Below are 25,810 nucleotides of genomic sequence, written 5' to 3'. Positions count from 1 at the left end.
TTAAATGACGGAAAAAGTTCTATTGTCTGTTCAAGATTTGAAGCGCCATTTTGACATTGGACATGGGGAGACGTTGAAGGCTGTTGATGGGATAAGTTTTGATATCGTCAAAGGGGAGACATTTGGTCTAGTGGGTGAATCTGGTTGTGGTAAATCCACAGCAGGCCGAACTATTTTAGGATTGTACAATAGAACAGAGGGAAAAGTTCTGTTTGAAAATGAAAATGTGCATGAGATGACTGACAAAGAAAGAAGAGGTTACTTGAAAAAGATGCAAATGATCTTTCAGGATCCGTATGCATCTTTAAATCCACGTTCCACTGTGTTTGAAATTATTGCTGAACCGATGGAAATACATAAACTATACAAAAAGGAAGAGTTAAAGTCTAGAGTGTATGAATTACTAGAGGATGTGGGCTTGAACAGAGACCACGCTAATCGATATCCTCATGAATTTTCAGGAGGTCAGCGTCAACGTATTGGCATAGCTCGAGCGCTTGCATTAGATCCTGAGTTTATCATTGCGGATGAGCCTATTTCAGCTTTGGATGTGTCAGTTCAAGCTCAAGTAGTGAAGCTGCTCCAACGACTACAAAAGGAAAAAAATCTAACCTATTTGTTTATCGCACATGATTTATCGATGGTCAAGTACATCTCTGACCGAATAGGGGTTATGTACCTAGGGCATATGGTAGAAATGACCACTAGTAGCCAGTTGTATGAAAATCCACTACACCCGTATACACAGGCTTTGTTATCTGCGATTCCCATTCCAGATCCTGACATAGAGGAGTCACGAGAACGTATTCTTTTGCATGGAGAGCTTCCGAGCCCGATTAATCCACCTTCAGGTTGTGTGTTCCGTACGAGATGTGCACATGCTATGTCCATTTGTACGGAAAAAAAGCCAGCCTGGAAGGAACAGGAACCAGGTCATTTTGTAGGATGTCATCTTTATAATTAATAATGATACCCATATTACAAATATGTATCTTGCATAATTTATATTGACAAAATGCTAATACTTGTAGTATTCTGAAAATAACGAAAAGAAAGGAGTGAGGCATCATGGCAAATGAATATACGTATCCACGAATCTGTAAGTTTATGATGTCCCACTCCGTATGTCTCTAACCAGATATATGCTTCTTTACTAATGACCGGGGAACCATGGCTGCAGATTCGTGCAGTCATGGTTTTTTTATTGTTTAGCTTATAGCTCTATTAATGTGGCTTGGGCATTATTCATACGGAAATTAGGGGGAAATTGAATTGAATTTAATCGAACAATATGGTTGGAATAATAATTGGGAAGAAAAAATGACAGGTAGTGGAACTGCAGGTCGCGTACTACTGGAACATAAAAATTTATATAGAGTTATGACCAATGAAGGAGAGCTACTATGCTCACTTTCTGGGAAATTTAAATTTGGGAATGATAGAGAAGCATTTCCGGCAGTTGGAGACTGGGTAGTGCTCGATCGGATGCCTGGTGAGGAAAAGGGGATAATCCATGAAGTACTTCCTCGCAGTTCACAGTTTTCTAGGAAAATGGCTGGATTGACGACGGAAATTCAACTAATTGCGGTAAACGTTGATTTTGTATTTCTAGTGATGTCGCTTAATCATGACTTCAATGTTCGTAGATTAGAGAGATATCTATTGGCAGCATGGGATTCAGGGGCGACCCCCATCGTGGTATTAACGAAAAAAGATGCTTGTGAAGACCTAGAATATTATATGAAAGAAGTAGAGGCTATTGCATTTGGTGTGGATATATTTGCAGTGAGTAGTGTGACCGGCGAAGGTATTGATCGATTAGGAAGTCTATTAGCCTCTCATAAAACAGGTGCACTTTTAGGTTCTTCCGGAGTTGGGAAATCATCCTTGATAAACGCCTTGTCAGGTGTAGAAGTAATGACTGTCAATCATATAAGAGAAGATGATAGTAAAGGGCGCCATACAACCACTCATAGAGAGTTGACGCTGTTACCTGAAGGTGGCTTACTAATTGATACACCTGGTATGAGAGAGTTTCAACTTTGGGATACAAGTGATGGGGTGAGTGCTAGTTTTCAGGATATCGAAGACCTAGCATTAGATTGCCGTTTCCGTGATTGTCAGCATGTAAAAGAGCCTGGTTGTGCAATTCGGGAGGCTATTGACAATGGTACTCTTAAACAAGAACGATACAAGAGTTATGTAAAACTGATGCGAGAGCTTGCGCATATCGACCGCAAAAGCGATGCTGCAGCCAAAAAAGCAGAAACGAATAAATGGAAGCAAGTTACGAAGTCTCAACGAAATAATTATAAAAAGAAAATTTAATTTAGCTGTAGCTATAGAAGGTTCAATTAGTCATTCAAGAAAGATAAAAAAGATTTATTGAATAGGAATAGTCATAATAATATATCCTAAACTACAAACAATGGTTTGTAGTTTTTTCTTGTTTTTAAGTGCAAATCGTATCAATTGCACATACAAAAAATTCTCGTTATAATATAGTCAAAGTTAGTCAAAGTCAGTTTGTGAGAAGAGGTGAGAAGATGAAAAATATATCTGACATAATTGAAGGGTATTTGAAGGCTATTATAGAAGAAGGAAGTAAGGAACAAATCGAAATTAAGCGAAGTGAAATCGCGGAGAAGTTTCAGTGTGTTCCATCTCAAATAAATTATGTAATCAATACACGATTTACCCAAGATCGCGGATACTTAGTAGAAAGTAAACGAGGTGGAGGGGGATATATTCGAATCCTCCGCGTTCGAGCTCATACAAAAGCTGATCTAATAGAGCATATTATACAAACACTAGAAAATGGGGCTTCAGAATCGGTCACGGAAGATATCGTTTTTCGATTGATCGATGAAGATGTTATTACTAAACGTGAAGCAAAACTCATTTTAGCAGCTTTAAATAGAACGACTCTGGTGATTCCGTTACCTGCCAGAGATGAACTAAGGTCTCGTATTTTATGCGCCATGTTATTAACGTTAAAATATGAAAAAAGTGAAAAATGAACGGGGTGTGTTAAAGGTGATTTGTGAAAATTGTAAGCAAAGACCGGCGAAAGTAACGGTTACCCAAGTGCATAATGGTGAACATCTTGAAAGACATTATTGTGAAGTCTGTGCAAATAGCCTCCACCCGTTTTACGTTGAGTACAAACAAGATCCATTATCTTTACATCAACTATTATCGAACTGGTTTAGTCAAACAGAACAACAACCAATGCAACAAAAACAACAAAAAAATATAATTGTATGCGATGAATGTGGTTGGTCGATCCAGCGTTTTTTAGATGAAGGAAAATTTGGTTGTGCGAATTGTTATAACAGTTTTCGCCCTCAGTTACCGAATGTATTTAAGCGACTTCATAATGGAAACACGAAGCATACCGGGAAGGCTCCAGGTGCACTAGGAGAGAAGATTGCTTTAAAGAAACGTATAGAAGCAATTCGCTCTCAAATGAAAGATGCTATTGCCACGGAAAGTTTTGAGGAAGCCGCAAAGTTGAGAGATGAAGCCAGAGATTTGGAAAGTCAACTTTCAACAGGAGGAGGTGACCAAACGAATGTCAATTGAACACTTTTTAGATAACTCCATTTCTAGTTGGATGGCTGGTGTTGGACAGCATTCAGATATCGTGATGAGTACAAGAATACGCTTAGCTAGAAATCTGAATGGCTACCGTTTTCCTTTAGCATTTACAGAAGACGAGGCGCATAAAATTGACCAATCTGTATCTGCCACTTTGTTAGATGCAAGTGACGAATTAGATATGCAATTTTCTTCCATTCATATAAAGGATGTATCGGAACTAAGTCGCCAAGTGTTAGTAGAGAAACATTTAATCAGTCCAAAGCTCGCTAACTCGCCTATGACTGGCTCCGTTCTATTATCAAATGATGAATCGGTTAGTGTAATGGTCAATGAAGAGGATCATATTCGTATACAATGTCTTTTTCCAGGGCTTCAAATTCAAGAAGCCTATGCACAAGCAGATGTGCTAGATCGTGTATTAGATAAAGAATTACCATATGCGTTTGACGAGCAGTTTGGTTATTTGACAAGTTGTCCTACAAATACAGGTACTGGCTTGCGTGCATCTGTCATGATGCATTTACCGGCATTAACGATGACCAAACAAATGAACAGAATTGTTACGATCATTTCAAGACTTGGAATGGTTGTTAGAGGAATTTACGGAGAAGGTAGTGAAGCGCTCGGTAATGTATATCAAGTGTCCAACCAAACCACACTTGGTAAGTCAGAAGAAGACATACTTGCTGATCTTCAGAGTATTACCGAACAAATTATTCAAAAAGAAAGAGAAGCACGAGATGCACTTCTAAAGCATTCGGCCAATACACTAGAAGACCGACTATATCGATCTCTAGGAACTTTATCATTTGCCCGTATCATGGCAACGGATGAAGCAGCGAGATGCCTATCGGATGTACGATTAGGAATAGATATGGGACTCATAGAAGATGTTGATGTATCTATCTTGAATGAATGTATGGTGTTTATGCAACCAGGATTTCTACAAAAATATGCAGGAACTTCATTGAATACTTCTGAGCGGGATATGTTTCGCGCGAAGCTGTTAAGGGAAAGATTGCAAAAAGAAGAAAAACAGAAAACAAAGGGAGAGGAATCTGAATGATGTTTAATCGTTTTACACAAAGATCTCAAAAAGTATTACAACTAGCTCAAGAAGAGGCTATACGCTTGAAGCATGAATCTATTGGAACAGAACATATATTACTTGGTCTTATCCGAGAAGGTAGTGGAATTGCTGCAAAAGCATTAGAGGCAATAGAAGTAGATTTAAAAGTAATTGAAGCAGGGATTGAGGAACTAGTAGGAGCAGGCAAAGAAGAAGTTGGCCCAATTGTTAACTACACTCCTCGTGCTAAAAAAGTGATTGAGCTTTCCGTAGATGAATCTCGAAAACTTGGGCATTCATACATTGGAACAGAACACCTATTGCTTGCATTAATCCGTGAAGGAGAAGGCGTAGCTGCTCGTGTACTAAATAATGCAGGAGTAAGTTTAAACAAAGCTCGTCAACAAGTACTTCAATTATTAGGTAGTACAGAGCAAGCGCACGGCAATGGTAACAATGGAACAGCTCCAGCTAGTACACCGACACTAGATGGTCTAGCTCGTGACTTAACACAAATTGCAAGAGAAGGTACATTAGATCCTGTAATTGGTCGTAGTAAAGAAATTACAAGAGTAATTGAAATCTTGGCTCGTCGTACAAAAAACAATCCAGTTCTAATTGGAGAACCAGGTGTTGGTAAAACGGCTATTGCTGAAGGGCTTGCACAGCAAATCGTCCAAAATGAAGTGCCAGAAATCCTACGCGATAAACGTGTAATGACACTAGATATGGGTACAGTTGTTGCTGGCACAAAATATCGTGGGGAATTTGAAGATCGTTTGAAAAAAGTGATGGATGAAATTCGCCAAGCAGGTAATGTTATCCTATTCATTGATGAACTTCATACATTAATTGGTGCTGGAGGAGCAGAGGGTGCTATTGATGCTTCGAATATTTTGAAGCCTGCTCTTGCTCGTGGAGAAATTCAATGTATTGGTGCAACAACATTGGATGAGTATAGAAAATATATCGAAAAAGATGCCGCGCTTGAACGTCGTTTCCAACCAATTCAAGTAGATGAGCCTTCAGTAGATGAAGCGATTCAAATTATTTACGGTTTACGTGATCGTTATGAAGCTCATCATCGTGTGAAGATTACGGATGCAGCGGTTGAAGCAGCCGTGAAAATGTCTGATCGTTATATTTCTGATCGTTTCTTGCCAGATAAAGCAATTGACTTAATAGATGAAGCGGGTTCTAAGGTACGCTTACGTTCATATACAACACCTCCTAATCTAAAAGAATTAGAAGCTAAACTAGAAGCGATCCGATCTGAAAAAAATGCATCAGTTCAAAGTCAGGAATTCGAAAAAGCTGCATCATTCCGTGATAAAGAGCAGAAGCTCAAAGATGAACTAGAGAAAATGAAAAACAATTGGAAAGAAAAACAAGGAAAAGAAGAATCTGAAGTAACAGTAGAAGATATCGCAGCAGTCGTTTCTATGTGGACTGGGGTACCAGTGTCTAGATTAGCACAAACGGAATCTGAAAAATTATTAAAACTAGAAGATAAATTGCATGAAAGAGTAATTGGTCAAAGTGAAGCAGTGGATGCAATTTCAAGAGCTATTCGTCGTGCTCGCGCGGGATTGAAGGATCCGAAACGTCCTATTGGTTCGTTTATCTTCTTGGGACCTACTGGTGTAGGTAAAACGGAGCTTGCTCGCGCTTTAGCAGAAGTGATGTTCGGAGACGAAGATGCAATGATTCGAGTAGATATGTCTGAGTACATGGAAAAACATTCAACTTCTCGTCTAGTTGGATCTCCTCCAGGATATGTAGGTTTTGACGATGGTGGGCAATTGACAGAAAAAGTACGTCGTAAACCATACTCTGTTATCCTGTTAGATGAAATTGAAAAAGCACATCCAGATGTCTTTAATATTCTTCTTCAAGTGTTAGAGGATGGACGATTAACAGACTCTAAAGGTCGCACAGTAGATTTCCGTAATACAGTAGTAATCATGACATCAAACGTTGGTGCGGATGCACTTAGATTCAATAAATACGTTGGATTTAACTTAACAGAAGGTGGCAAAACGGATTATAAAGATATGAAAGGCAAAATGCTAGAAGAATTGAAAAAAGCATTCCGTCCAGAATTCTTAAACCGTTTAGATGAAATGATTGTGTTCCATTCGCTTGAAAAAGAGCATTTAAAACAAATTGTTTCACTTATGACAGAGCAATTATCTAAACGTTTGAAAGAACAAGGTATTGAATTAGAAATTACAGAAGCAGCACAAGACAAAATTACAACTGAAGGATATGAACCAGAATACGGTGCACGTCCTCTACGCCGTGCAATTCAAAAACATGTAGAAGATCGTCTATCCGAAGAACTTCTTAAAGGAGAAGTATTAGACGGGCAACATGTAATATTTGATGTAGAAGACAATGAATTTGTGGTTCGCAGCACTAAATCGTTAGTTACAGAAGGTTAATATAGCGGGCATTCCGAAAAATATTTCCGGAATGCCCTTTTTAACTTTTAGCTCTGGAAGCAGCAGTTCGATCGCTGCAGACTGCTCAATAAAGACAGAGGTAGGCATTATTGCAATTCTTTCAGAGGCGCTTGTGCTTTTCATAGTAGGAGGTATTATGGCTAAAAAGAAAACGAAGTTTATGTGTAATTCATGTGGATATGAGTCCGCAAAATGGATGGGAAGATGTCCTGGATGCGGTGAATGGAACACAATGGTAGAAGAAACGGAAATAGTATCCAAAGGCCCGAAACGCTCTTTTCAGCATTCAGATGGCACAGCACAGAAGGCGACCCCAATAATCTCAGTAGTAACAGCTGATGAACCACGAGTGACAACTGACTTTGCTGAACTGAATCGTGTGCTGGGCGGTGGTATTGTCCCTGGGTCGTTAATATTAATAGGTGGAGATCCGGGTATTGGTAAGTCGACCCTTCTTTTGCAGGTATCTGCATTACTTGCGAATAAAGGGGAAAGAGTACTGTATATTTCGGGAGAGGAATCCATCCGTCAGACGAAGCTTCGGGCAGAACGGTTAGGGGTAACATCAGCAGAGCTTTATATCTATGCTGAAACCAACTTGGAGTTAATCAATGAAACTATTGAGAGTGTAGAGCCAAAATTTGTTATTGTCGATTCTATTCAAACTGTTCATCATCCCGATGTAACAAGTGCACCGGGAAGTGTATCACAAGTTCGAGAGTGTACAGCAGAGCTAATGAGGATTGCCAAAACTAAAAATGTAGCAATCTTTTTAGTGGGACATGTAACAAAAGAGGGACAAATTGCAGGACCTCGTATATTGGAACATATGGTAGATACCGTTTTGTACTTTGAAGGAGAACGTCACCATACGTATCGTATTTTAAGATCTCAGAAGAACAGATTTGGCTCTACGAATGAAATCGCCATTTTTGAAATGGTCCAATCCGGATTAAAAGAAGTACTTAATCCTTCTGAATTATTTCTGCAGGAGCGGTCTCATGGAGCAGCTGGATCTGCAATTGTTGCCTCGATGGAAGGTACCAGACCTATTTTAGTAGAAATTCAAGCATTAGTGACTCAATCTAGTTTTAATTATCCGAAACGTATGGCTACTGGTATTGATCAAAACCGTGTTTCCTTACTAATGGCAGTACTGGAAAAACGAATGGGATTACTACTCCAAACGCAAGATGCTTATATAAAAGTGGCGGGAGGAGTAAAATTAGATGAACCTGCGATCGATTTAGCCGTCCTAGTAAGTATCGTCTCAAGTTTCCGAGATACAGGGGTTACGCCAACGGACTGCTTTATCGGAGAGATTGGTTTAACTGGAGAAGTGAGAAGGGTGTCTAGAATTGAACAGCGTGTTCAAGAGGCTGCAAAGCTTGGCTTTAAAAGAGCGATTGTACCGGCCTCAAACCTCGGAGGATGGGATTACCCTCCAGGCATTCAAATTATAGGAATCGAAACAGTTAACGAAGCGATGAAAGAAGCATTTTCATAATAATAAGGCATTCTATATGTCTAGCTCTGGTGTCCAGCCGATCGAGTCGTTTCAAAATGCCGGATAAAGGCAAAAGAAGCCTTTATCCAGCATTCTTCCATTATTTTTGGGAATAGAGTGGGCAACTGCACTTGTCTGATTAGACTTATTGGGAAAGATGCAAGTATAATGAAATTAATGGAGGTGGCATGCTTGTTAAAATGGATTATCCAAATTGCTTTTGTTTTAATTGGTGGAACATTGGGGTTACTATTCTTACCGCACTTATATGAGCTTTTTAATTTATCTAACAACCCTTGGATTCACAATCCGTATGTATCTGTTTTAGTAGGAGCAATTTTGTTGTACGTGGCTGCATTGTTTATGACCGACTACTTGATTAATTTTATCAAATGGATGGAAGAACGGTTATTAAAAGCGCCAATTGGAGATTTGTTATTCGGAACGCTCGGTCTAGTTATTGGTTTAATTGTAGCCTTTTTCCTAGGTTCTGCCCTTAATAATATTGCTATACCAGGAATTGGATCAGTAGTACCCGTGCTGTTATCGATTGTGTTAGGTTACTTAGGTTTCCAAGTCGGTTTTAAAAAGCGCGATGAACTTCTTCAAGTCTTCACTCCTTCTAAGCAAAGTACTAGCAAGAAGAAAACTATGGACGACGATACCCAAGAATTGAGTTTAGGAACTTATAAGTTGCTAGATACTAGTGTTATTATTGACGGTCGCATTGCAGATATATCGGTAACTGGATTTATCGAAGGTGTTCTAGTCGTTCCTCAATTTGTTTTGACGGAGTTACAGCATATTGCGGATTCTTCGGATACGCTTAAACGAACTAGAGGTCGTCGTGGTTTAGATGTATTAAAAAAACTTCAAACAGAACGATCTTCTGCTGTATTAATCGTGGAAGAGGATTTTGAAGATATACAAGAGGTAGATTTGAAATTAGTTCGTCTAGCTAAAAAGATGAATGGAATTGTTGTAACGAATGATTTCAATTTAAATAAGGTTTGTGACCTGCATCAAGTACGAGTTTTAAATATTAATGACTTGGCAAATGCAGTGAAACCTGTTGTTATTCCCGGGGAAATAATGCATGTTGTCGTTATTAAAGATGGAAAAGAACACAATCAGGGCGTCGCATACCTAGATGATGGAACGATGATTGTTGTAGAAGGCGGTAAAGCATACATTGGACAGGCTATAAATGTAGAAGTGACAAGTGTGCTTCAAACGTCGGCTGGTCGAATGATATTTGCAAAACCACAAGACTCGAAATAACGAAGAAGGGTTGTTTCCTTTGCAAAAGGAATACGCCCTTTTTCTATGTAACGGAGGTCCAATAATATGAAATATACTGTTTTATTGCCAGCTGCGGGTAGTGGGAAGCGAATGGGTGCTGGTCAAAATAAATTGTTTTTAGAGCTACGCAATATTCCTATTTTGATACATACTTTACACGTTTTTGAAAAAGATCTTAATTGTGAGCGAATAGTATTAGCCGTAAAGAAAGAGGAAAAGACTTTTATTGAACAGCTTCTAAAAGAGCATTGTATTACAAAGGTTTCCGACATCGCAGAAGGTGGAGAAGAGCGCCAGCATAGTGTATACGCTGCATTAAAAGTTAGCTCATCTAAAGGAATCATCCTTGTTCATGATGCGGCAAGACCATTTATTCATCAGCAAGTGATACAACAATTAGTGGAAAAGGCAAACACGTCTGGAGCAGCAGTTGCAGCTGTTCGGGCAAAAGATACGATGAAAAAAGTAGAAAATGGTATAATTCAAGAAACGGTAGATCGAGAGAGCTTATGGATTATTCAAACGCCTCAAGCTTTTCGGTATACAATATTAGAAAAAGCGGAAAGATTAGCTGAGAAGGATAATTTTCTTGGGACGGATGAAGCAATGCTCGTAGAAAGATTAGGAGAGCGTGTTCATATTGTTGAAAGTACCTATGATAATGTCAAGATGACAACGAGTGAAGATCTTCTATACGGAGAAGCAATATTAAATAAGCGAGAGCAGGAGGAATATTAATATGATGAGAATTGGACAAGGATTCGATGTACATGAATTTGCGGATAATCGTCCGTTAATAATAGGAGGAATTGATATTCCTTATGAGCGAGGACTAATTGGTCACTCAGATGCAGACGTATTACTACATACAATTACTGATGCTGCTTTAGGTGCAATAGGAGAAGGAGATATCGGCAAACATTTTCCGGATACAGATCCAGACTTTAAAGACGCAGATTCAGCCAAGCTACTAGAACATATTTGGAAACTAGTAGACGCTCGTGGATATAAGTTAGGAAATATCGATTGTACAATAATTGCACAAAAGCCAAAAATGGCACCACATATCGAAACAATTCGTGCGCGTGTAGCGGAGTTGCTTCAAGCAGATGTTTCTCAAGTAAATGTGAAAGCTACAACAACCGAGAAACTTGGGTTTACAGGACGTGAAGAAGGAATAGCATCGATGGCAACAATATTACTTCTGAAAAAGGACTAACTTTAATAAACGTATAACCAGTGGTAGAATGGATTAAGTTAAAGCCATTGCTAGTTGCCTTATATTAAATAAGTGCAACTGCACCAAGGCTAATTTGATGGAAAGAAAACTAGGAGGATACACTTATGACACAAGAAGTTCGCGTACGTTACGCACCCAGTCCAACAGGATTTTTACATATAGGAGGAGCGCGTACAGCATTATTTAACTATCTATATGCACGTCACCATAACGGGAAATTCATCGTTCGTATAGAAGACACGGATATTGAGCGTAATGTAGAGGGTGGCGAGTTATCTCAACTTGAAAACTTAAAATGGTTAGGAATCGAATATGACGAATCCATAGATATTGGTGGACCTTATGCACCTTACCGCCAAATGGAGCGTTTAGATATATATAAAAAGCATGCAGAAGAAATGTTAGAAAAAGGCCATGCGTATAAATGTTTCTGTTCATCAGAGGAACTAGAAGCAGAACGTGAAATGCAAAAAGAAAAAAGTATTGCAGCTCCAATGTACAATGGTAAATGCCGTCATTTATCAGCAGAAGAAGTGCAAGCAAAAGAAGAAGCAGGACAAGCGTACACGATTCGTATGCGTGTACCGGGAAATGTAACTTATACCTTTGAAGATTTAGTTCGTGGAGAGGTTACTTTTGAATCTAAAGATGTTGGTGACTGGGTATTAGTGAAAGCGAACGGAATTCCAACTTATAACTATGCTGTAGTATTAGATGATCACTTTATGGAAATCTCTCATGTATTCCGCGGGGAAGAACATTTATCGAACACACCAAAACAATTGATGGTTTTTGATGCGTTCGGATGGGCATATCCTAAGTATGGTCATATGACGTTAATCATCAATGAAAACCGTAAAAAGCTTTCAAAACGTGACGAGTCAATCATCCAATTTGTTACACAGTACAAAGATCTAGGGTATTTACCAGAAGCAATGTTTAACTTCTTTGCCCTATTGGGATGGTCTCCTGAAGGGGAGGATGAAATCTTCACTAAAGAAGAATTCATTAAAAACTTTGATGTATCACGTCTTTCTAAATCACCATCAATGTTCGACAAACAAAAACTTACTTGGATGAACAACCAATATATTAAACAGTTGCCATTAGAAAAAGTAGTTGAGTTAGCATTGCCGCATTTACAAAAAGCAGAATTGCTACCAACTGAATTATCAGAAGAAAAACTTACGTGGGCAACAAAACTTATTGCACTTTACCATGATCAAATGAGTTTTGGAGCGGAGATTGTTGAATTATCATCACTATTCTTTGATCACGACATTGCATATACTGAAGAAGCGACGGAAGTATTGGCCGGAGAACAGGTTCCTGAAGTAATGGCTGCATTTAAAGTACAGCTAGAGGGCTTAGAGACATTTGAACCAGCGGAGATTAAAGCTGCTATTAAAGCGGTACAAAAGGAAACTGGACATAAAGGGAAAAATCTTTTCATGCCAATTCGTGTAGTAACAACTGGTCAAATGCACGGTCCTGAACTAGCTGATGCAATCAGTCTAATTGGTAAAGAAATAGTAATCGCTCGTGTTGCCAAATTTGCAAAACAATAAGATTGACTTTCCTCTACCAAGGTGTGAAAATGGTGTTACAAATTCGAAAGCAAAATGAATAGCAAGCGAAGACGAGGAGAAGTAAGTAACGCACGTTCTTTAGAGAGGACCATCACCGGCTGAAAGTGGTCTGAGCTTATGAGTTACTGAAATGCACCTTAGAGCGTCATGCCGAATTTTTAAGTAGGCTGAACGTATCATCTGCGTTAAAGATGCTAAGTGGGAAAATTTTTTCTGTTTTCCAATCAGAGTGGAACCACGCTATTGCGTCTCTGTCTATATTTATAGACAGGGACTTTTTTTATGGAGTAAATGAAAGGAGGTAATCATGTGTTCAAACGAATGAAAGAAGATATTGCGGTAGTATTTGAACAGGATCCAGCAGCGCATAGCAAGTTAGAAGTTATTTTAACTTATGCAGGTCTACATGCAATTTGGAGTCACCGAGTTGCACATGCCTTATTTAAAAAGAAATTCTTTTTCTTGGCACGTGCCATATCACAAATTAGTAGATTTTTTACAGGAATCGAAATTCACCCTGGAGCGACAATTGGGCGACGCTTTTTTATAGATCACGGCTCGGGAGTGGTCATTGGAGAAACCTGTGAAATTGGAGATGATTGCACGATCTACCAAGGTGTCACACTAGGTGGTACCGGAAAAGAAAAGGGAAAGAGACATCCTACTCTTCATAATAATGTGCTAGTCGCTACTGGAGCAAAAGTATTAGGATCTATTATCATTGGTGAAAATAGTAAAGTCGGGGCAGGTTCTGTTGTATTAAAAGATGTACCTACTAACTCTACTGTTGTTGGGATCCCGGGTGTAGTCGTAATTCAAGATGGTATAAAAGTGAAGCGAAATTTAGATCATCAGGACCTACCAGATCCATTTACGGACCATTGTAAACAAATGGAAAACAAAATAGAGAAGCTCCAAAAAGAAATTGACCAATTGACGAAAGAGAAGAGGGAAAATAGTCATGACAATCCAAATTTTTAATACGTTAAAACGTGAAAAAGAACCGTTTATACCGCTTGAAGAAGGCAAAGTTAAGATGTATGTATGTGGACCAACTGTTTACAATTATATTCATATTGGGAATGCGCGACCTGTAATCGTCTATGATACGGTAAGGAAGTATTTACAATACCGTGGATATGAAGTGACATATGTTTCAAACTTCACAGATGTAGATGATAAAATTATTAAAGCGGCCAATGAACTGGGAGAAGAAGTCTCAGAGCTCACGGAACGTTTTATCGACGCTTATTTTGCGGATGTTGAGGCACTGGGCTGTAATCGAGCAGATTCACATCCACGAGTTACAGATCATATGGATCAAATTATTGAATTTATTAAAGTATTAGAGGAAAAAGACTATGCATATGAATCGCATGGAGATGTCTATTATCGTACGAGAAAATTTGATGGATACGGTAAACTTTCTCATCAATCGGTAGACGATTTAAAAGTCGGAGCTAGAATTGAAACGGGTGTCAAAAAAGAGGATGCACTAGATTTCGCACTTTGGAAAGCAGCAAAACCAGGAGAAATCTATTGGGAAAGTCCTTGGGGGAAAGGTCGTCCAGGATGGCATATAGAATGCTCTGTCATGGCCCGAGAAATACTGGGAGATACGATTGATATTCATGCGGGCGGGCAAGACTTAACTTTTCCACATCATGAAAATGAAATTGCACAGTCCGAGGCGAGAACCGGTAAGACATTTGCGAGATTTTGGATGCATAATGGGTATATAAATATAGACAATGAAAAAATGTCGAAATCACTCGGCAACTTTGTATTGGTAAATGATATTCGTCAACAAATAGATCCACAAGTATTACGTCTTTTCATGCTGAGTGTTCACTATCGAAATCCCATTAATTATTCAAAAGAATTAGTGGAGCAAGCGGAGGCAGGTTTGGATCGTATACGGACTGCTTATGATAACTTAGTTCACAGATTAAGTACCACTGCAAATTTAGGGGATCATGATGACATTTGGTTACAAAAAATTGCAGATGTAAAAGTACAGTTTGAAACAGCTATGGATGATGACTTTAATACAGCGAATGGTATTGCGGCTATTTTCGAATTGTCGAAACTTGCGAATACGTATTTACTAGAAAAACAAACATCTGAAATTGTATTAAAACAATTTATCTTAGTTATGGATGATTTGAATGCTGTTCTGGGATTAACGTTTGCGAAAGAAAAGGAAGTACTGGATGAAGAAATTGATGCATTGATTGAAGAACGCAATCAAGCTAGGAAAGACCGTAACTTTGCTCGTGCCGATGAAATTAGAGATCAATTAAAAGAGTTAAATATTATTTTGGAAGATACTGCACAGGGTATCCGATGGAAAAGAGGATAAACTGGTGGAAAATTTAAAACCATCCGATGTAAAACAACTAAATTCCTTAGCACTTGCCTATATGGGTGATGCTGTTTTCGAACAAGTCGTTCGAGAACACCTCATCCTTTCTGGACGAGTCAGACCGAATATCTTGCACAAAGAAGCTACTAGATATGTGTCAGCTAAAGCGCAAGCAACGTTAGTAAGAGAAATGATGGAAAAGGACTTTTTATCGGAAGATGAACAAGCTGTCCTACGAAGAGGTCGTAATGCAAAGTCTGGTTCAGTTCCTAAAAATACAGATGTTATTACTTATCATCACAGTACAGCGTTTGAAGCAGTAATCGGTAGTCTATACTTGAGTGGACAAACAGAACGTTTGCAAGAAGTACTGGATTTCTCTATTAACTTTATAGATGAACAGAAAGGGGCGAAAAAATAAATGACAGAGATAAACGATCAAAGTGAACAAACTGGAGAACTTATTGCAGGGAAAAATCCTGTAGTAGAAGCACTACGAGCAGGTAGAGATATGAACAAAGTTTGGCTTGCAGAAGGCATTCAAAAAAGTGGGGTAACAGAAATTATTCAATTAGCAAGAGATGCTGGAATAATTGTACAGTTCGTTCCTAAAAAAAAGCTGGATAACTTAACAGATGCAAATCACCAGGGAATAGTTGCTTCAGTTGCCGCATACCGTTATGCGGAATTAGATGATTTGTTTGACCTAGCAGCTAGCAAACAAGAGGATCCTCTTTTTATTATTTTAGATGAAATTGAAGATCCTCATAATCTTGGTTCTATCATGCGGACGGCAGATGCTGTTGGAGCCCACGGAATTATTATTCCGAAAAGAAGAGCGGTTGGACTTACAGCGGTAGTTGCAAAAGCGTCTACAGGAGCTATTGAGCATATTCCAGTTTACCGAGCGGTTAATTTGGCACAAACGGTAGATGAACTAAAAGAGCGTGGGGTTTGGATTGCGGGCACTGATGCGGCAAAGTCTACTGATTATCGAAATATGGATGCGACCCTACCCTTGGCACTCATTATTGGTAGTGAAGGTAAAGGTATGAGTCGACTGTTAAAAGAAAAGTGCGATTTTCTTTACTATTTGCCAATGGTCGGTCATGTGACGAGTCTTAATGCTTCGGTAGCGACCTCTGTGTTGTTATATGAAATATGGCGCGTCAGAAATCCCTTAAAAGGCTAACAAGATGCAAATTTTACTTGTCGATGGATATAATATCATCGGCGCATGGAGCGAGTTAAGAAAGTTAAAAGAAGTGAAATTACTAGAAGCTAGAGACCGCTTGATTGAGCTAATGGCAGAATACAAAGCATATACAGGTACCCGAGTCATTGTAGTTTTCGACGCACACTTGGTGCCTGGTATTGAAAATAAAAAGAAGCAATATAACGTAGAAGTTATTTATACGAGAAAAAACGAAATTGCAGATGAGCGTATTGAAAAGTTAACGAAAGAATTGAGTGGTAGAAGAGTCCAGATTTACGTAGCTACATCTGATCTGACTGAGCAAAGGGTCATATTTGGCCAAGGGGCCCTTAGAAAGTCAGCTAGAGAATTAGAAATTGAGATGTTGTCGATTTCCTCCAAAATAACAAAAAAAGTGAAAACTATTCAGGATGACAAACCCGCTTCTAATATCCCATTAACAGCAGAAGTTGCGGAAATTTTCGAAAAATGGCGAAGAGGAATGAAATGATTCATTGACGCTATAAATTTCCTTCCTGTATACTTGGAATAATATTCTTGTTAGCTGAGGTGACTTCATTGGAAAAGACAGAGCAGAATCTACAATTAGATAGTTTACTAGATGAAGAGCTTGTAGAGATGGTACATCAAGGAAACACTGAAGCGCTAGACTTTTTAATAACAAAATATCGTTCCTTCGTCCGCATGAAGGGAAGGTCATACTTTTTAATAGGGGCTGATAAAGAAGATATCCTCCAGGAAGGTATGATTGGGTTGTATAAGGCAATCCGAGATTTTAAAGAGGAGAAACTTGCTTCTTTTCGGGCATTTGCCGAACTATGTATCACCCGACAAATAATAACTGCTATTAAGACAGCCACTCGACAAAAACATATTCCGCTAAATTCTTATGTATCATTGGATAAGCCTATTTATGATGAGGAATCTGATCGAACATTGATGGATATGATTGCTGGTTCAGTTGTAGATGATCCGGAGGAATTAATCATTAATCGAGAAGACTTCGATTATATGGAAGGCAAGATGGCAGAAATACTTAGTGAATTAGAACAACAAGTACTTACTTTATACTTGGACGGTCAATCTTATCAAGAAATTTCTGAAGAATTGAATCGTCATGTTAAGTCGATTGACAATGCATTACAACGAGTGAAGCGTAAACTAGAACGTTATATGGAGATTGATAGTAATTACGCTTAATTGGTATTTTGTTGACATGGTATGTGTAAGATGATAATCTTGAAAAAGACTTATATGCTTAAAAAAGGTGATAATATGGCAAAAAAGACTGTCTTAAGCTGTGTCCAATGTGGCAATCGTAATTATACGATTCCTTTATCTAAAGAAAATGTAATCCGAGTTGAACGGAAAAAGTATTGTGCACATTGCAATGCGCATACGCTTCACAAACAAACGTTATGAATAGAAAATAAGATAGATTTTTTGTGTGGGGGTTTAGCTAAATGGCTAATGTTGGTGGGTTTTTCAAAAATGTAATGAGTGAAATGAGAAAAGTAAGTTGGCCTAAACGTAAAGAGCTTTCTAAATACACTGTTATTGTGCTTGCTACTGTAGTAGCGGCGGCTGTATTTTTTGCTGTGGTAGACTTAGGTATCTCTGAATTGTTCCGTTGGTATTTAGCGTTATAATAACTAGTATGTAAATATTTGAAAATAGCCCGTCTACTAAACGAACGGGTTTTTTCATTTGTCTTGAGAAAAGGAGGGGACGGACGATCAGTCCTGACACTATGGAAAAAAATTGGTATGTGGTTCATACGTACTCTGGTTATGAAAACAAAGTAAAAGCGAACTTAGAAAAACGAGTAGAAACAATGGGTATGTCGGATAAGATATTCCGAGTATATATCCCGGAACAAGAAGAAACAGACTTTAAAGATGGTAAAAAGCGTGTAGTTGTAAGAAAAACTTTTCCTGGATATGTTTTTGTAGAACTTATAATGACAGATGATGCTTGGTATGTAGTTAGAAATACGCCGGGTGTAACTGGGTTCCTTGGTTCATCAGGTGGCGGAACAAAACCAACACCTTTAGCTCCTGAAGAAGTTCAATCTATGTTGAAACAAATGGGTGACGCTGATCGCGTAGTAGAAGTAGACTTCACGGTTGGAGAATTGGTAGAAGTATTAGAAGGACCGTTTGCGCACTTCCAAGGCAAGGTAGAAGTGATTGATCTAGATAAAGGCAAAGTAACTGTGTCTGTAGACATGTTTGGTCGCGAAACTAATATGGAACTAGACTTCGAACAAGTTATTAAAATATAATTTCCGTTTCCACTTGCTAAAGGTGGAAAAGAATGATATCATTTCAAAGGTCAGACTGAAAATAAGTCTGTATTAATTTTTCTAATGTTATCAGCGCAGAGCTGAGAGACAGATATTTGAGTGGGAGGGGCAACCCAATTACCACATCACGGACTTAAGGAGGTGTGTCTCGTGGCTAAAAAAGTGATTAAAGTTGTTAAATTACAAATTCCTGCTGGTAAAGCAAATCCAGCACCGCCGGTTGGTCCAGCATTGGGTCAAGCAGGTGTTAACATCATGGGATTCTGTAAGGAGTTCAACGCACGTACTGCTGATCAAGCAGGTCTAATCATTCCGGTTGAAATTTCTGTATTTGAAGATCGTTCATTTACTTTCATTACAAAAACTCCGCCGGCAGCAGTGTTACTTAAAGTAGCAGCAGGTATTCAATCTGGATCAGGTGAACCAAACCGCGTAAAAGTGGCGACAGTGAAACGTGAAAAAGTTCGCGAAATTGCAGAACAAAAAATGCCAGATTTAAACGCAGCATCTGTTGAAGCAGCTATGTTAATGGTTGAAGGTACTGCACGTAGCATGGGTATTACGATCGAAGACTAATACTTGATGTGCATTTTGATATGACGCATTGTTTTTTGGGAGGTTGTAGTTGTTCATAAAGGATAACTACAACCTTTACACGTGGGAGGTTTATTCCGCTAAAACCACTATCAAGGAGGACATTTATAATGGCTAACAAAGGTAAAAAATTACAAGAAGCAGTTAAATTAGTAGAAGCTTCAAAATTATATTCAGCTAAAGAAGCTGTTGAGCTTGCGAAAAAAACAAGCACAGTTAACTTTGATGCAACTGTAGAAGTTGCTTTTCGTTTAGGAATCGATACTCGTAAAAATGACCAACAAATCCGTGGAGCAGTAGTACTTCCAAACGGAACTGGTAAAACTCAACGTGTATTAGTATTCGCTAAAGGCGAAAAGCTTAAAGAAGCAGAAGCTGCTGGAGCAGACTATGTAGGCGATACTGAGTATATTAACAAAATCCAACAAGGATGGTTTGACTTCGATGTAATCGTTGCTACACCTGACATGATGGGTGAAGTTGGTAAAATCGGTCGTGTACTTGGACCAAAAGGTTTAATGCCAAACCCTAAAACTGGTACAGTTACATTTGATGTAACTAAAGCTATCGAAGAGATTAAAGCTGGTAAAGTAGAATACCGTGCTGACAAAGCAGGGATTATTCACGCTCCTATCGGTAAAGTTTCTTTTGAAGACGATAAATTAGTAGAAAACTTCTTAGCTGTATTTGAAGTAGTTCAAAAAGCTAAGCCAGCAGCATCTAAAGGTGTTTATATGAAGTCTGTGAATATCACGACTACTATGGGACCAGCTGTAAAAGTTGACGCTCAATCAATCAAATAATAGTTGACGTTCAAAAGATTATCTGTTAAGATGACTTTTGTTGTTAAATATACGTTTGTACCGAAGACAGTAGGGGCGATAGATCGCTTAATTGCCTACCGAGGACAAGTAAATTCAGATTCTTTTTAGATGATGACTTTCTGCCTCTGTGTCTATTCGTAGAACAGAGGCTTTTCTTTTGTCGGTATAAATGGCCAATTCTTATAGGAGGTGCCAAGATGAACAAAGCAATCGAAACGAAAAAAGTAAAAGTTCAAGAAATTGCAGAGAAGTTTAAAGCTGCTGCTTCCGTAGTAGTTGTTGACTATCGCGGTTTGAACGTGTCACAAGTAACAGAATTACGTAAACAACTTCGTGAAGCAGGTGTGGAATTCAAAGTTTACAAAAACTCACTTACACGCCGTGCAACTGAAATTGCTGGAGTTGATGGGATTAACGGAAGTCTTGTTGGTCCAAACGCAGTAGCATTTTCTAACGATGACGTAATTGCACCAGCTAAAATCATTAATGATTTTGCTAAAAAGAATGAACAACTTGAAATTAAAGTTGGGATTATCGAAGGAACTGTAGCATCTGCTGAAGATGTGAAAGCATTAGCGGAACTTCCATCACGCGAAGGACTACTTTCTATGCTTCTTTCAGTACTTCAAGCTCCAATGCGCAACTTTGCGCTTGCAACAAAAGCTGTTGCAGAACAAAAAGAAGAACAAGGCGCATAATTTATTACGCGGCTTAATAACTACAAAAGGGCTTATAGCCTAAAATTACCTATAATAGGAGGAAAATAAAATGAATAACGAACAAATCTTAGAAGCTATCAAATCAATGACAGTTCTTGAATTAAACGACTTAGTAAAAGCAATTGAAGAAGAATTCGGTGTTACTGCTGCTGCTCCAATGGCAATGGCTGCTGGTGGCGGAGCTGCTGCTGCTGAAGAAAAAACTGAGTTTGATGTACTTCTTACATCTGCTGGAGATCAAAAAATTAAAGTAATCAAAGTGGTTCGTGAAATCACTGGTTTAGGATTAAAAGAAGCTAAAGAATTAGTTGACAATGCTCCTAAAGCACTTAAAGAAGGCGTTTCTAAAGACGAAGCAGAAGCTTTCAAAGCACAACTTGAAGAAGTTGGCGCAGGCGTAGAAGTTAAGTAATTTTTGTACAGTTCGAAGAAAAAAGCTCGTCTGCAAACGACGGGCTTTTCTTCGTATGTATTATGGAGGGTGATTTGGTGTCTGATCATTATTACTCTAGGAAACCTCAAACGGAAAGCAAACCACGCCATTGGAATTTCACATTGCTTGGGCATAATTTTCGATTTGAAACAGATGCAGGTGTATTTAGTAAGAGCGAAGTAGATTTTGGCTCCCGTGTATTAATCGATGCTTTTGAAGCTCCAGATCTAGAAGGTCCAATTTTAGATATAGGTTGTGGATATGGCCCGATAGGTCTTTCTATTGCAAAAGCAAATGAGAGAAGAACAGTTCATTTGGTAGATGTTAACACACGTGCAATCCAACTTGCAGAAAAAAATGCTGCTGCTAACGGGATACAAAATGTACGAATCTATGAAAGTGATGGATTGTCAGCGGTTGACACTGCGAACTTTGCGGCTATTATAACTAATCCACCGATTCGCGCTGGGAAAGAAACTATTTTTCGTTTCTATAATGAATCTTATGAAAAGTTAGTTTCAAAGGGAGAATTGTGGATTGTGATTCAAAAGAAACAAGGGGCACCATCAACTTTTAGTTATTTAGAAGAGATTTTTGGTCAAGTAGACCTTGTTGATAAGGCTAGAGGTTATTGGATTATCAAAGCTACAAAGATTGACTTGACAAAATCGCTATGATATTATAAGAAAATGCAAAATTATTATTTTGAGGACGTATGCCCTTTTGGCCCTTTTGAATGAGAAGTCATACAAATGGGTATACTGGCCGAGAAAAAGTTTGGTTAATCGAAAATGAGCTCTTGTTAAGAACTCGTTTTCTTTTTGTCTTTCGATATCATACACCAAAATGTTCATATCGAAAAGACCTAATATCGCTTTAATTGAGGGGTGAATGAGTTGACAGGTCAACTAGTTCAATACGGACAACACCGCCAGCGCAGAAGTTTTGCGCGTATTAGTGAGGTGCTAGAACTTCCGAATCTAATTGAAATTCAGACGGCATCTTATGAATGGTTCCTTGAGGAAGGTTTACGTGAAATGTTTAAGGATATTTCACCAATCGAGGACTTTACAGGCAATCTATCACTTGAATTTGTCGACTATAGTTTAAATGAACCGAAGTATTCGGTCGACGAATCCAAAGAACGTGACGCAACATACGCAGCACCACTTCGCGTAAAAGTACGTCTCCACAACAAAGAAACGGACGAAGTGAAGGAACAAGATGTCTTTATGGGTGATTTCCCACTAATGACTGAAACTGGAACTTTCGTTATTAACGGAGCTGAGCGCGTAATCGTATCTCAGTTAGTCCGCTCACCAAGTGTTTACTTCCATGATAAAACAGACAAAAATGGTAAAAAAGGTTTTGGATCAACAGTAATACCTAACCGTGGTGCTTGGTTAGAATACGAAATTGATGCAAAAGATGTAGTATACGTTCGTATTGATCGTACACGTAAATTACCAGTTACTGTTTTACTTCGCGCTTTAGGCTTTGGAACAGATCAAGAGATTATCGATTTAATTGGTGACAACGAATATTTACGTAACACGCTAGAAAAAGATAATACAGAAACGCCTGAAAAAGCGTTATTGGAAATCTATGAGCGTCTACGTCCTGGTGAACCACCAACTGTGGAAAGTGCAAAGAGCTTATTATACTCTCGCTTCTTTGACCCAAAACGCTATGATTTAGCGAACGTTGGTCGTTACAAAATGAATAAAAAATTGCATATTAAAAATCGTTTGTTTAACCAAACAATAGCGGAAACGCTAGTGGATCCGGAAACAGGAGAGATTTTAGTAGAAGCGGGTACATTAATTGATCGTCGTGTACTAGATCGCCTAATTCCTCATCTTGAAAATGGTATTGGCTTTAAAACATTATCTCAAGTAGGTGGTGTCTTAGAGGATGATATTACAATCCAATCGATTAAAATTTATGCACCGAATGATGAAGAACAAAAAGAAGTTAACGTAATAAGTAACGCTTATGTAGAAACAGAAGTGAAAAATATTACGCCAGCTGACATTGTTTCATCAATTGGTTACTTCTTTAACCTGTTATTTAACGTTGGGAACACGGATGATATTGATCATCTAGGTAACCGTCGTTTACGTTCTGTAGGTGAGTTACTACAAAATCAGTTCCGTATTGGTCTTTCACGTATGGAACGTGTAGTACGTGAGCGTATGTCTATTAACGACACACAATCTATCGTCCCACAACAACTAATCAATATACGTCCAGTTATTGCATCTATTAAAGAATTCTTTGGTAGCTCGCAATTATCTCAGTTTATGGATCAAACAAACCCACTAGCTGAGTTGACACATAAACGTCGTCTATCGGCGCTTGGACCCGGTGGTTTAACACGTGAGCGTGCAGGATTTGAAGTACGTGACGTACATTACTCTCACTATGGTCGTATGTGTCCAATTGAAACGCCTGAGGGACCAAACATTGGACTTATAAACTCACTTTCCAGTTTTGCGAAAGTAAATAAATTTGGATTTATAGAAACACCATATCGCCGTGTTGATCCTGAGACCGGCTTAGTTACATCACGAATTGACTATTTAACTGCGGATGAAGAGGATAACTATGTGGTAGCACAAGCGAACTCTCCATTATCTGAAGAAGGAGCATTCCTTAAAGAAGAAGTAGTAGGTCGTTTCCGTGGAGATAACACCGTATTTAGAAAAGAACAAATTGACTACATGGACGTTTCGCCGAAACAAGTTGTTTCTGCTGCGACAGCATGTATTCCGTTCTTGGAAAACGATGACTCCAACCGTGCTCTTATGGGAGCGAACATGCAGCGTCAAGCTGTTCCATTATTAAACCCAGAAGCTCCATTTGTTGGAACTGGTATGGAACATGTAAACGCTCGTGACTCAGGTGCTGCAGTTATTGCAAAATTCGATGGTATTGTTGAACACGTAGAAGCAAAAGAAATTCGTGTTAGACGTATCGAAGAAGTGGATGGCAAAGAAGTTAAAGGTGATTTAACATCTTATAAAGTTCATAAATTTGAGCGTTCAAATCACGGGACATCTATAAACCAACGTCCAATTGTAAAAATTGGTGATCGTGTTAAACCTCTGGATATTCTTGCAGATGGTCCTTCTATGGAACAAGGAGAGCTTGCTTTAGGACGTAATGTTCTAGTAGCTTTCATGACGTGGGATGGATACAACTATGAAGATGCCGTAATTATGAGTGAACGTCTAGTGAAAGATGATGTATATACTTCAGTGCATATTGAAGAGTATGAATCAGAATCACGTGATACAAAGCTTGGGCCAGAAGAAATTACGAGAGATATTCCAAATGTCGGTGAAGACGCATTGCGTAACTTGGACGACCGTGGAATTATCCGTATTGGTGCAGAAGTTCGTGACGGAGACATTCTTGTTGGGAAAGTAACGCCTAAAGGTGTTACAGAACTAACAGCTGAAGAACGTTTACTACACGCAATTTTTGGTGAAAAGGCTCGTGAAGTTAGAGATACATCCCTACGTGTTCCACATGGTGCTGGCGGGATTGTATTAGATGTAAAAGTATTTAATCGTGAAGATGGCGATGAGTTATCTCCAGGTGTTAACCAATTAGTTCGTGCTTATATCGTTCAAAAACGTAAAATTTCCGTTGGGGATAAAATGGCCGGACGTCATGGTAACAAAGGTGTTATCTCGCGTATTCTTCCTGAAGAAGATATGCCATTCCTTCCAGACGGCACACCAGTAGATATCATGTTAAATCCACTTGGGGTACCTTCTCGTATGAACATCGGGCAAGTACTAGAACTCCATTTAGGTATGGCTTCTAAATTACTTGGCGTTCATATGGCATCACCAGTATTTGATGGTGCTAACGAAGAAGACGTTTGGAACACAATGGAAGAAGCTGGACTTAATCGTGACGGTAAAACTATCCTGTATGACGGGCGCTCGGGTGAACCATTTGATAACCGCGTATCTGTTGGGGTTATGTATATGATTAAACTTGCCCACATGGTAGATGATAAGTTACATGCACGTTCTACTGGACCTTATTCACTTGTTACGCAACAACCTCTAGGAGGAAAAGCGCAATTTGGTGGACAACGTTTCGGTGAAATGGAAGTATGGGCACTAGAAGCTTATGGTGCCGCTTATACGTTACAAGAAATTTTAACAGTTAAATCCGATGACGTTGTTGGACGTGTGAAAACATATGAAGCAATCGTTAAAGGGGAGAGTGTACCAGAACCAGGAGTTCCTGAATCATTCAAAGTATTGATAAAAGAGCTACAAAGTCTAGGTATGGATGTTAAAATGCTTACAATTGACGAAGAAGAAATTGAGCTTCGCGATTTAGATGAAGATGATGACATTCCAGCAGCTGATGCACTTGGTATACTACCGATTGCAACAGAAGAGGAACCAGTTAGTACAGTAGAATAAAAAAGCGTAATTGCGCATAGATAGCATAATAAAAACCGGACAGGTGATGCCTGTCCGTGTTTCCGTATAAAATTGCATAATGCAGAGCTACTTGGAAAAGTCTTTTAAAAGACACAAGACTAAAGGGA

The 25,810-nt window shown here is 38.8% G+C and carries 26 protein-coding genes and 2 other annotated features; all 26 genes read left to right on the top strand.

Going from position 1 to position 25,810, the window contains the following annotated elements:
* The first annotated feature begins 4 nt into the window (after positions 1-4).
* The 26 genes from MKX53_RS18090 to rpoB all read left to right on the top strand — a co-directional run bounded on the left by MKX53_RS18090 (position 5) and on the right by rpoB (position 25,682).
* Positions 5-964 carry an ABC transporter ATP-binding protein gene (locus MKX53_RS18090; protein WP_093537895.1) on the top strand — a complete coding sequence of 320 codons (960 nt, stop codon included), beginning with the start codon at positions 5-7 and terminating at the stop codon, positions 962-964.
* 308 nt (positions 965-1,272) lie between these two features.
* Entirely contained in the window at positions 1,273-2,328 is a 1,056-nt protein-coding gene (gene rsgA / locus MKX53_RS18085) for a ribosome small subunit-dependent GTPase A (RefSeq protein ID WP_340913028.1), read from the top strand.
* A gap of 218 nt (positions 2,329-2,546) precedes the next feature.
* Positions 2,547-3,020: a CtsR family transcriptional regulator gene (locus tag MKX53_RS18080; protein WP_093537893.1), complete on the top strand. Its 474-nt coding sequence runs from the start codon at positions 2,547-2,549 to the stop codon at positions 3,018-3,020.
* Between the two features lie 16 nt (positions 3,021-3,036).
* Positions 3,037-3,585, top strand: coding sequence for a UvrB/UvrC motif-containing protein (locus MKX53_RS18075; protein WP_340764114.1), 549 nt, complete (start codon positions 3,037-3,039; stop codon positions 3,583-3,585).
* Positions 3,575-4,669, top strand: a complete 1,095-nt coding sequence (locus MKX53_RS18070; protein WP_093537891.1) for a protein arginine kinase — start codon at positions 3,575-3,577, stop codon at positions 4,667-4,669. The genes MKX53_RS18075 and MKX53_RS18070 overlap by 11 nt, the downstream gene beginning before the upstream one ends.
* Positions 4,666-7,116, top strand: coding sequence for an ATP-dependent Clp protease ATP-binding subunit (locus MKX53_RS18065; protein WP_093537890.1), 2,451 nt, complete (start codon positions 4,666-4,668; stop codon positions 7,114-7,116). Before MKX53_RS18070 ends, MKX53_RS18065 begins: the two co-directional genes overlap by 4 nt.
* Positions 7,117-7,273: 157 nt before the next feature.
* Positions 7,274-8,644 (top strand): DNA repair protein RadA, encoded by a 1,371-nt coding sequence (gene radA, locus MKX53_RS18060; RefSeq protein ID WP_093537889.1) that lies wholly within the window; start codon positions 7,274-7,276, stop codon positions 8,642-8,644.
* Between the two features lie 192 nt (positions 8,645-8,836).
* On the top strand, positions 8,837-9,925 hold the full coding sequence (locus MKX53_RS18055; RefSeq protein WP_093537888.1) for a PIN/TRAM domain-containing protein: 1,089 nt from the start codon (positions 8,837-8,839) through the stop codon (positions 9,923-9,925).
* A 66-nt stretch (positions 9,926-9,991) separates the two neighbouring features.
* Positions 9,992-10,684 (top strand): 2-C-methyl-D-erythritol 4-phosphate cytidylyltransferase, encoded by a 693-nt coding sequence (ispD, locus tag MKX53_RS18050; RefSeq protein WP_340913026.1) that lies wholly within the window; start codon positions 9,992-9,994, stop codon positions 10,682-10,684.
* Position 10,685: 1 nt separating this feature from the next.
* Entirely contained in the window at positions 10,686-11,165 is a 480-nt protein-coding gene (ispF, locus tag MKX53_RS18045; protein ID WP_093537886.1) for a 2-C-methyl-D-erythritol 2,4-cyclodiphosphate synthase, read from the top strand.
* Positions 11,166-11,290: 125 nt separating this feature from the next.
* Positions 11,291-12,754 carry a glutamate--tRNA ligase gene (gene gltX / locus MKX53_RS18040; protein WP_340913024.1) on the top strand — a complete coding sequence of 488 codons (1,464 nt, stop codon included), beginning with the start codon at positions 11,291-11,293 and terminating at the stop codon, positions 12,752-12,754.
* Between the two features lie 59 nt (positions 12,755-12,813).
* Positions 12,814-13,031: a binding site (T-box leader), on the top strand.
* Between the two features lie 53 nt (positions 13,032-13,084).
* Entirely contained in the window at positions 13,085-13,756 is a 672-nt protein-coding gene (gene cysE, locus MKX53_RS18035) for a serine O-acetyltransferase (protein WP_340764105.1), read from the top strand.
* Positions 13,737-15,137 (top strand): cysteine--tRNA ligase, encoded by a 1,401-nt coding sequence (gene cysS / locus MKX53_RS18030; protein WP_340913022.1) that lies wholly within the window; start codon positions 13,737-13,739, stop codon positions 15,135-15,137. The genes cysE and cysS overlap by 20 nt, the downstream gene beginning before the upstream one ends.
* A gap of 4 nt (positions 15,138-15,141) precedes the next feature.
* Entirely contained in the window at positions 15,142-15,561 is a 420-nt protein-coding gene (locus MKX53_RS18025) for a Mini-ribonuclease 3 (protein WP_093537882.1), read from the top strand.
* Positions 15,562-16,332, top strand: a complete 771-nt coding sequence (gene rlmB, locus MKX53_RS18020) for a 23S rRNA (guanosine(2251)-2'-O)-methyltransferase RlmB (protein ID WP_093537881.1) — start codon at positions 15,562-15,564, stop codon at positions 16,330-16,332.
* A gap of 4 nt (positions 16,333-16,336) precedes the next feature.
* Positions 16,337-16,846, top strand: a complete 510-nt coding sequence (locus MKX53_RS18015) for an NYN domain-containing protein (RefSeq protein ID WP_093537880.1) — start codon at positions 16,337-16,339, stop codon at positions 16,844-16,846.
* Between the two features lie 68 nt (positions 16,847-16,914).
* Entirely contained in the window at positions 16,915-17,556 is a 642-nt protein-coding gene (gene sigH, locus MKX53_RS18010; RefSeq protein ID WP_407691716.1) for an RNA polymerase sporulation sigma factor SigH, read from the top strand.
* A 21-nt stretch (positions 17,557-17,577) separates the two neighbouring features.
* Positions 17,578-17,778 carry a 50S ribosomal protein L33 gene (gene rpmG, locus MKX53_RS18005; RefSeq protein WP_407691715.1) on the top strand — a complete coding sequence of 67 codons (201 nt, stop codon included), beginning with the start codon at positions 17,578-17,580 and terminating at the stop codon, positions 17,776-17,778.
* A 41-nt stretch (positions 17,779-17,819) separates the two neighbouring features.
* Positions 17,820-18,005, top strand: coding sequence for a preprotein translocase subunit SecE (gene secE / locus MKX53_RS18000; protein WP_093537879.1), 186 nt, complete (start codon positions 17,820-17,822; stop codon positions 18,003-18,005).
* 101 nt (positions 18,006-18,106) lie between these two features.
* Positions 18,107-18,640: a transcription termination/antitermination protein NusG gene (gene nusG / locus MKX53_RS17995; RefSeq protein ID WP_093537878.1), complete on the top strand. Its 534-nt coding sequence runs from the start codon at positions 18,107-18,109 to the stop codon at positions 18,638-18,640.
* A gap of 171 nt (positions 18,641-18,811) precedes the next feature.
* Complete coding sequence (rplK, locus tag MKX53_RS17990) at positions 18,812-19,237, top strand: 50S ribosomal protein L11 (RefSeq protein ID WP_139176005.1); 426 nt, start codon at positions 18,812-18,814, stop codon at positions 19,235-19,237.
* 128 nt (positions 19,238-19,365) lie between these two features.
* Positions 19,366-20,058, top strand: a complete 693-nt coding sequence (gene rplA, locus MKX53_RS17985; protein ID WP_093537877.1) for a 50S ribosomal protein L1 — start codon at positions 19,366-19,368, stop codon at positions 20,056-20,058.
* A 42-nt stretch (positions 20,059-20,100) separates the two neighbouring features.
* Positions 20,101-20,244 (top strand) — a sequence feature (ribosomal protein L10 leader region).
* Between the two features lie 32 nt (positions 20,245-20,276).
* Positions 20,277-20,777: a 50S ribosomal protein L10 gene (rplJ, locus tag MKX53_RS17980; protein WP_340913019.1), complete on the top strand. Its 501-nt coding sequence runs from the start codon at positions 20,277-20,279 to the stop codon at positions 20,775-20,777.
* A 70-nt stretch (positions 20,778-20,847) separates the two neighbouring features.
* On the top strand, positions 20,848-21,210 hold the full coding sequence (gene rplL, locus MKX53_RS17975) for a 50S ribosomal protein L7/L12 (RefSeq protein WP_213407401.1): 363 nt from the start codon (positions 20,848-20,850) through the stop codon (positions 21,208-21,210).
* 77 nt (positions 21,211-21,287) lie between these two features.
* On the top strand, positions 21,288-21,908 hold the full coding sequence (locus tag MKX53_RS17970; protein ID WP_093537874.1) for a class I SAM-dependent methyltransferase: 621 nt from the start codon (positions 21,288-21,290) through the stop codon (positions 21,906-21,908).
* Positions 21,909-22,127: 219 nt separating this feature from the next.
* Positions 22,128-25,682 carry a DNA-directed RNA polymerase subunit beta gene (gene rpoB, locus MKX53_RS17965; RefSeq protein WP_093537873.1) on the top strand — a complete coding sequence of 1,185 codons (3,555 nt, stop codon included), beginning with the start codon at positions 22,128-22,130 and terminating at the stop codon, positions 25,680-25,682.
* The last annotated feature ends 128 nt before the right edge of the window (positions 25,683-25,810 follow it).

Source organism: Psychrobacillus sp. FSL K6-4615 (assembly GCF_038008225.1).
Lineage (GTDB): Bacteria > Bacillota > Bacilli > Bacillales_A > Planococcaceae > Psychrobacillus > Psychrobacillus psychrotolerans.
Note: the sequence above shows the minus strand (reverse complement) of the source record. Positions and strands in the feature narration are given on the sequence as shown.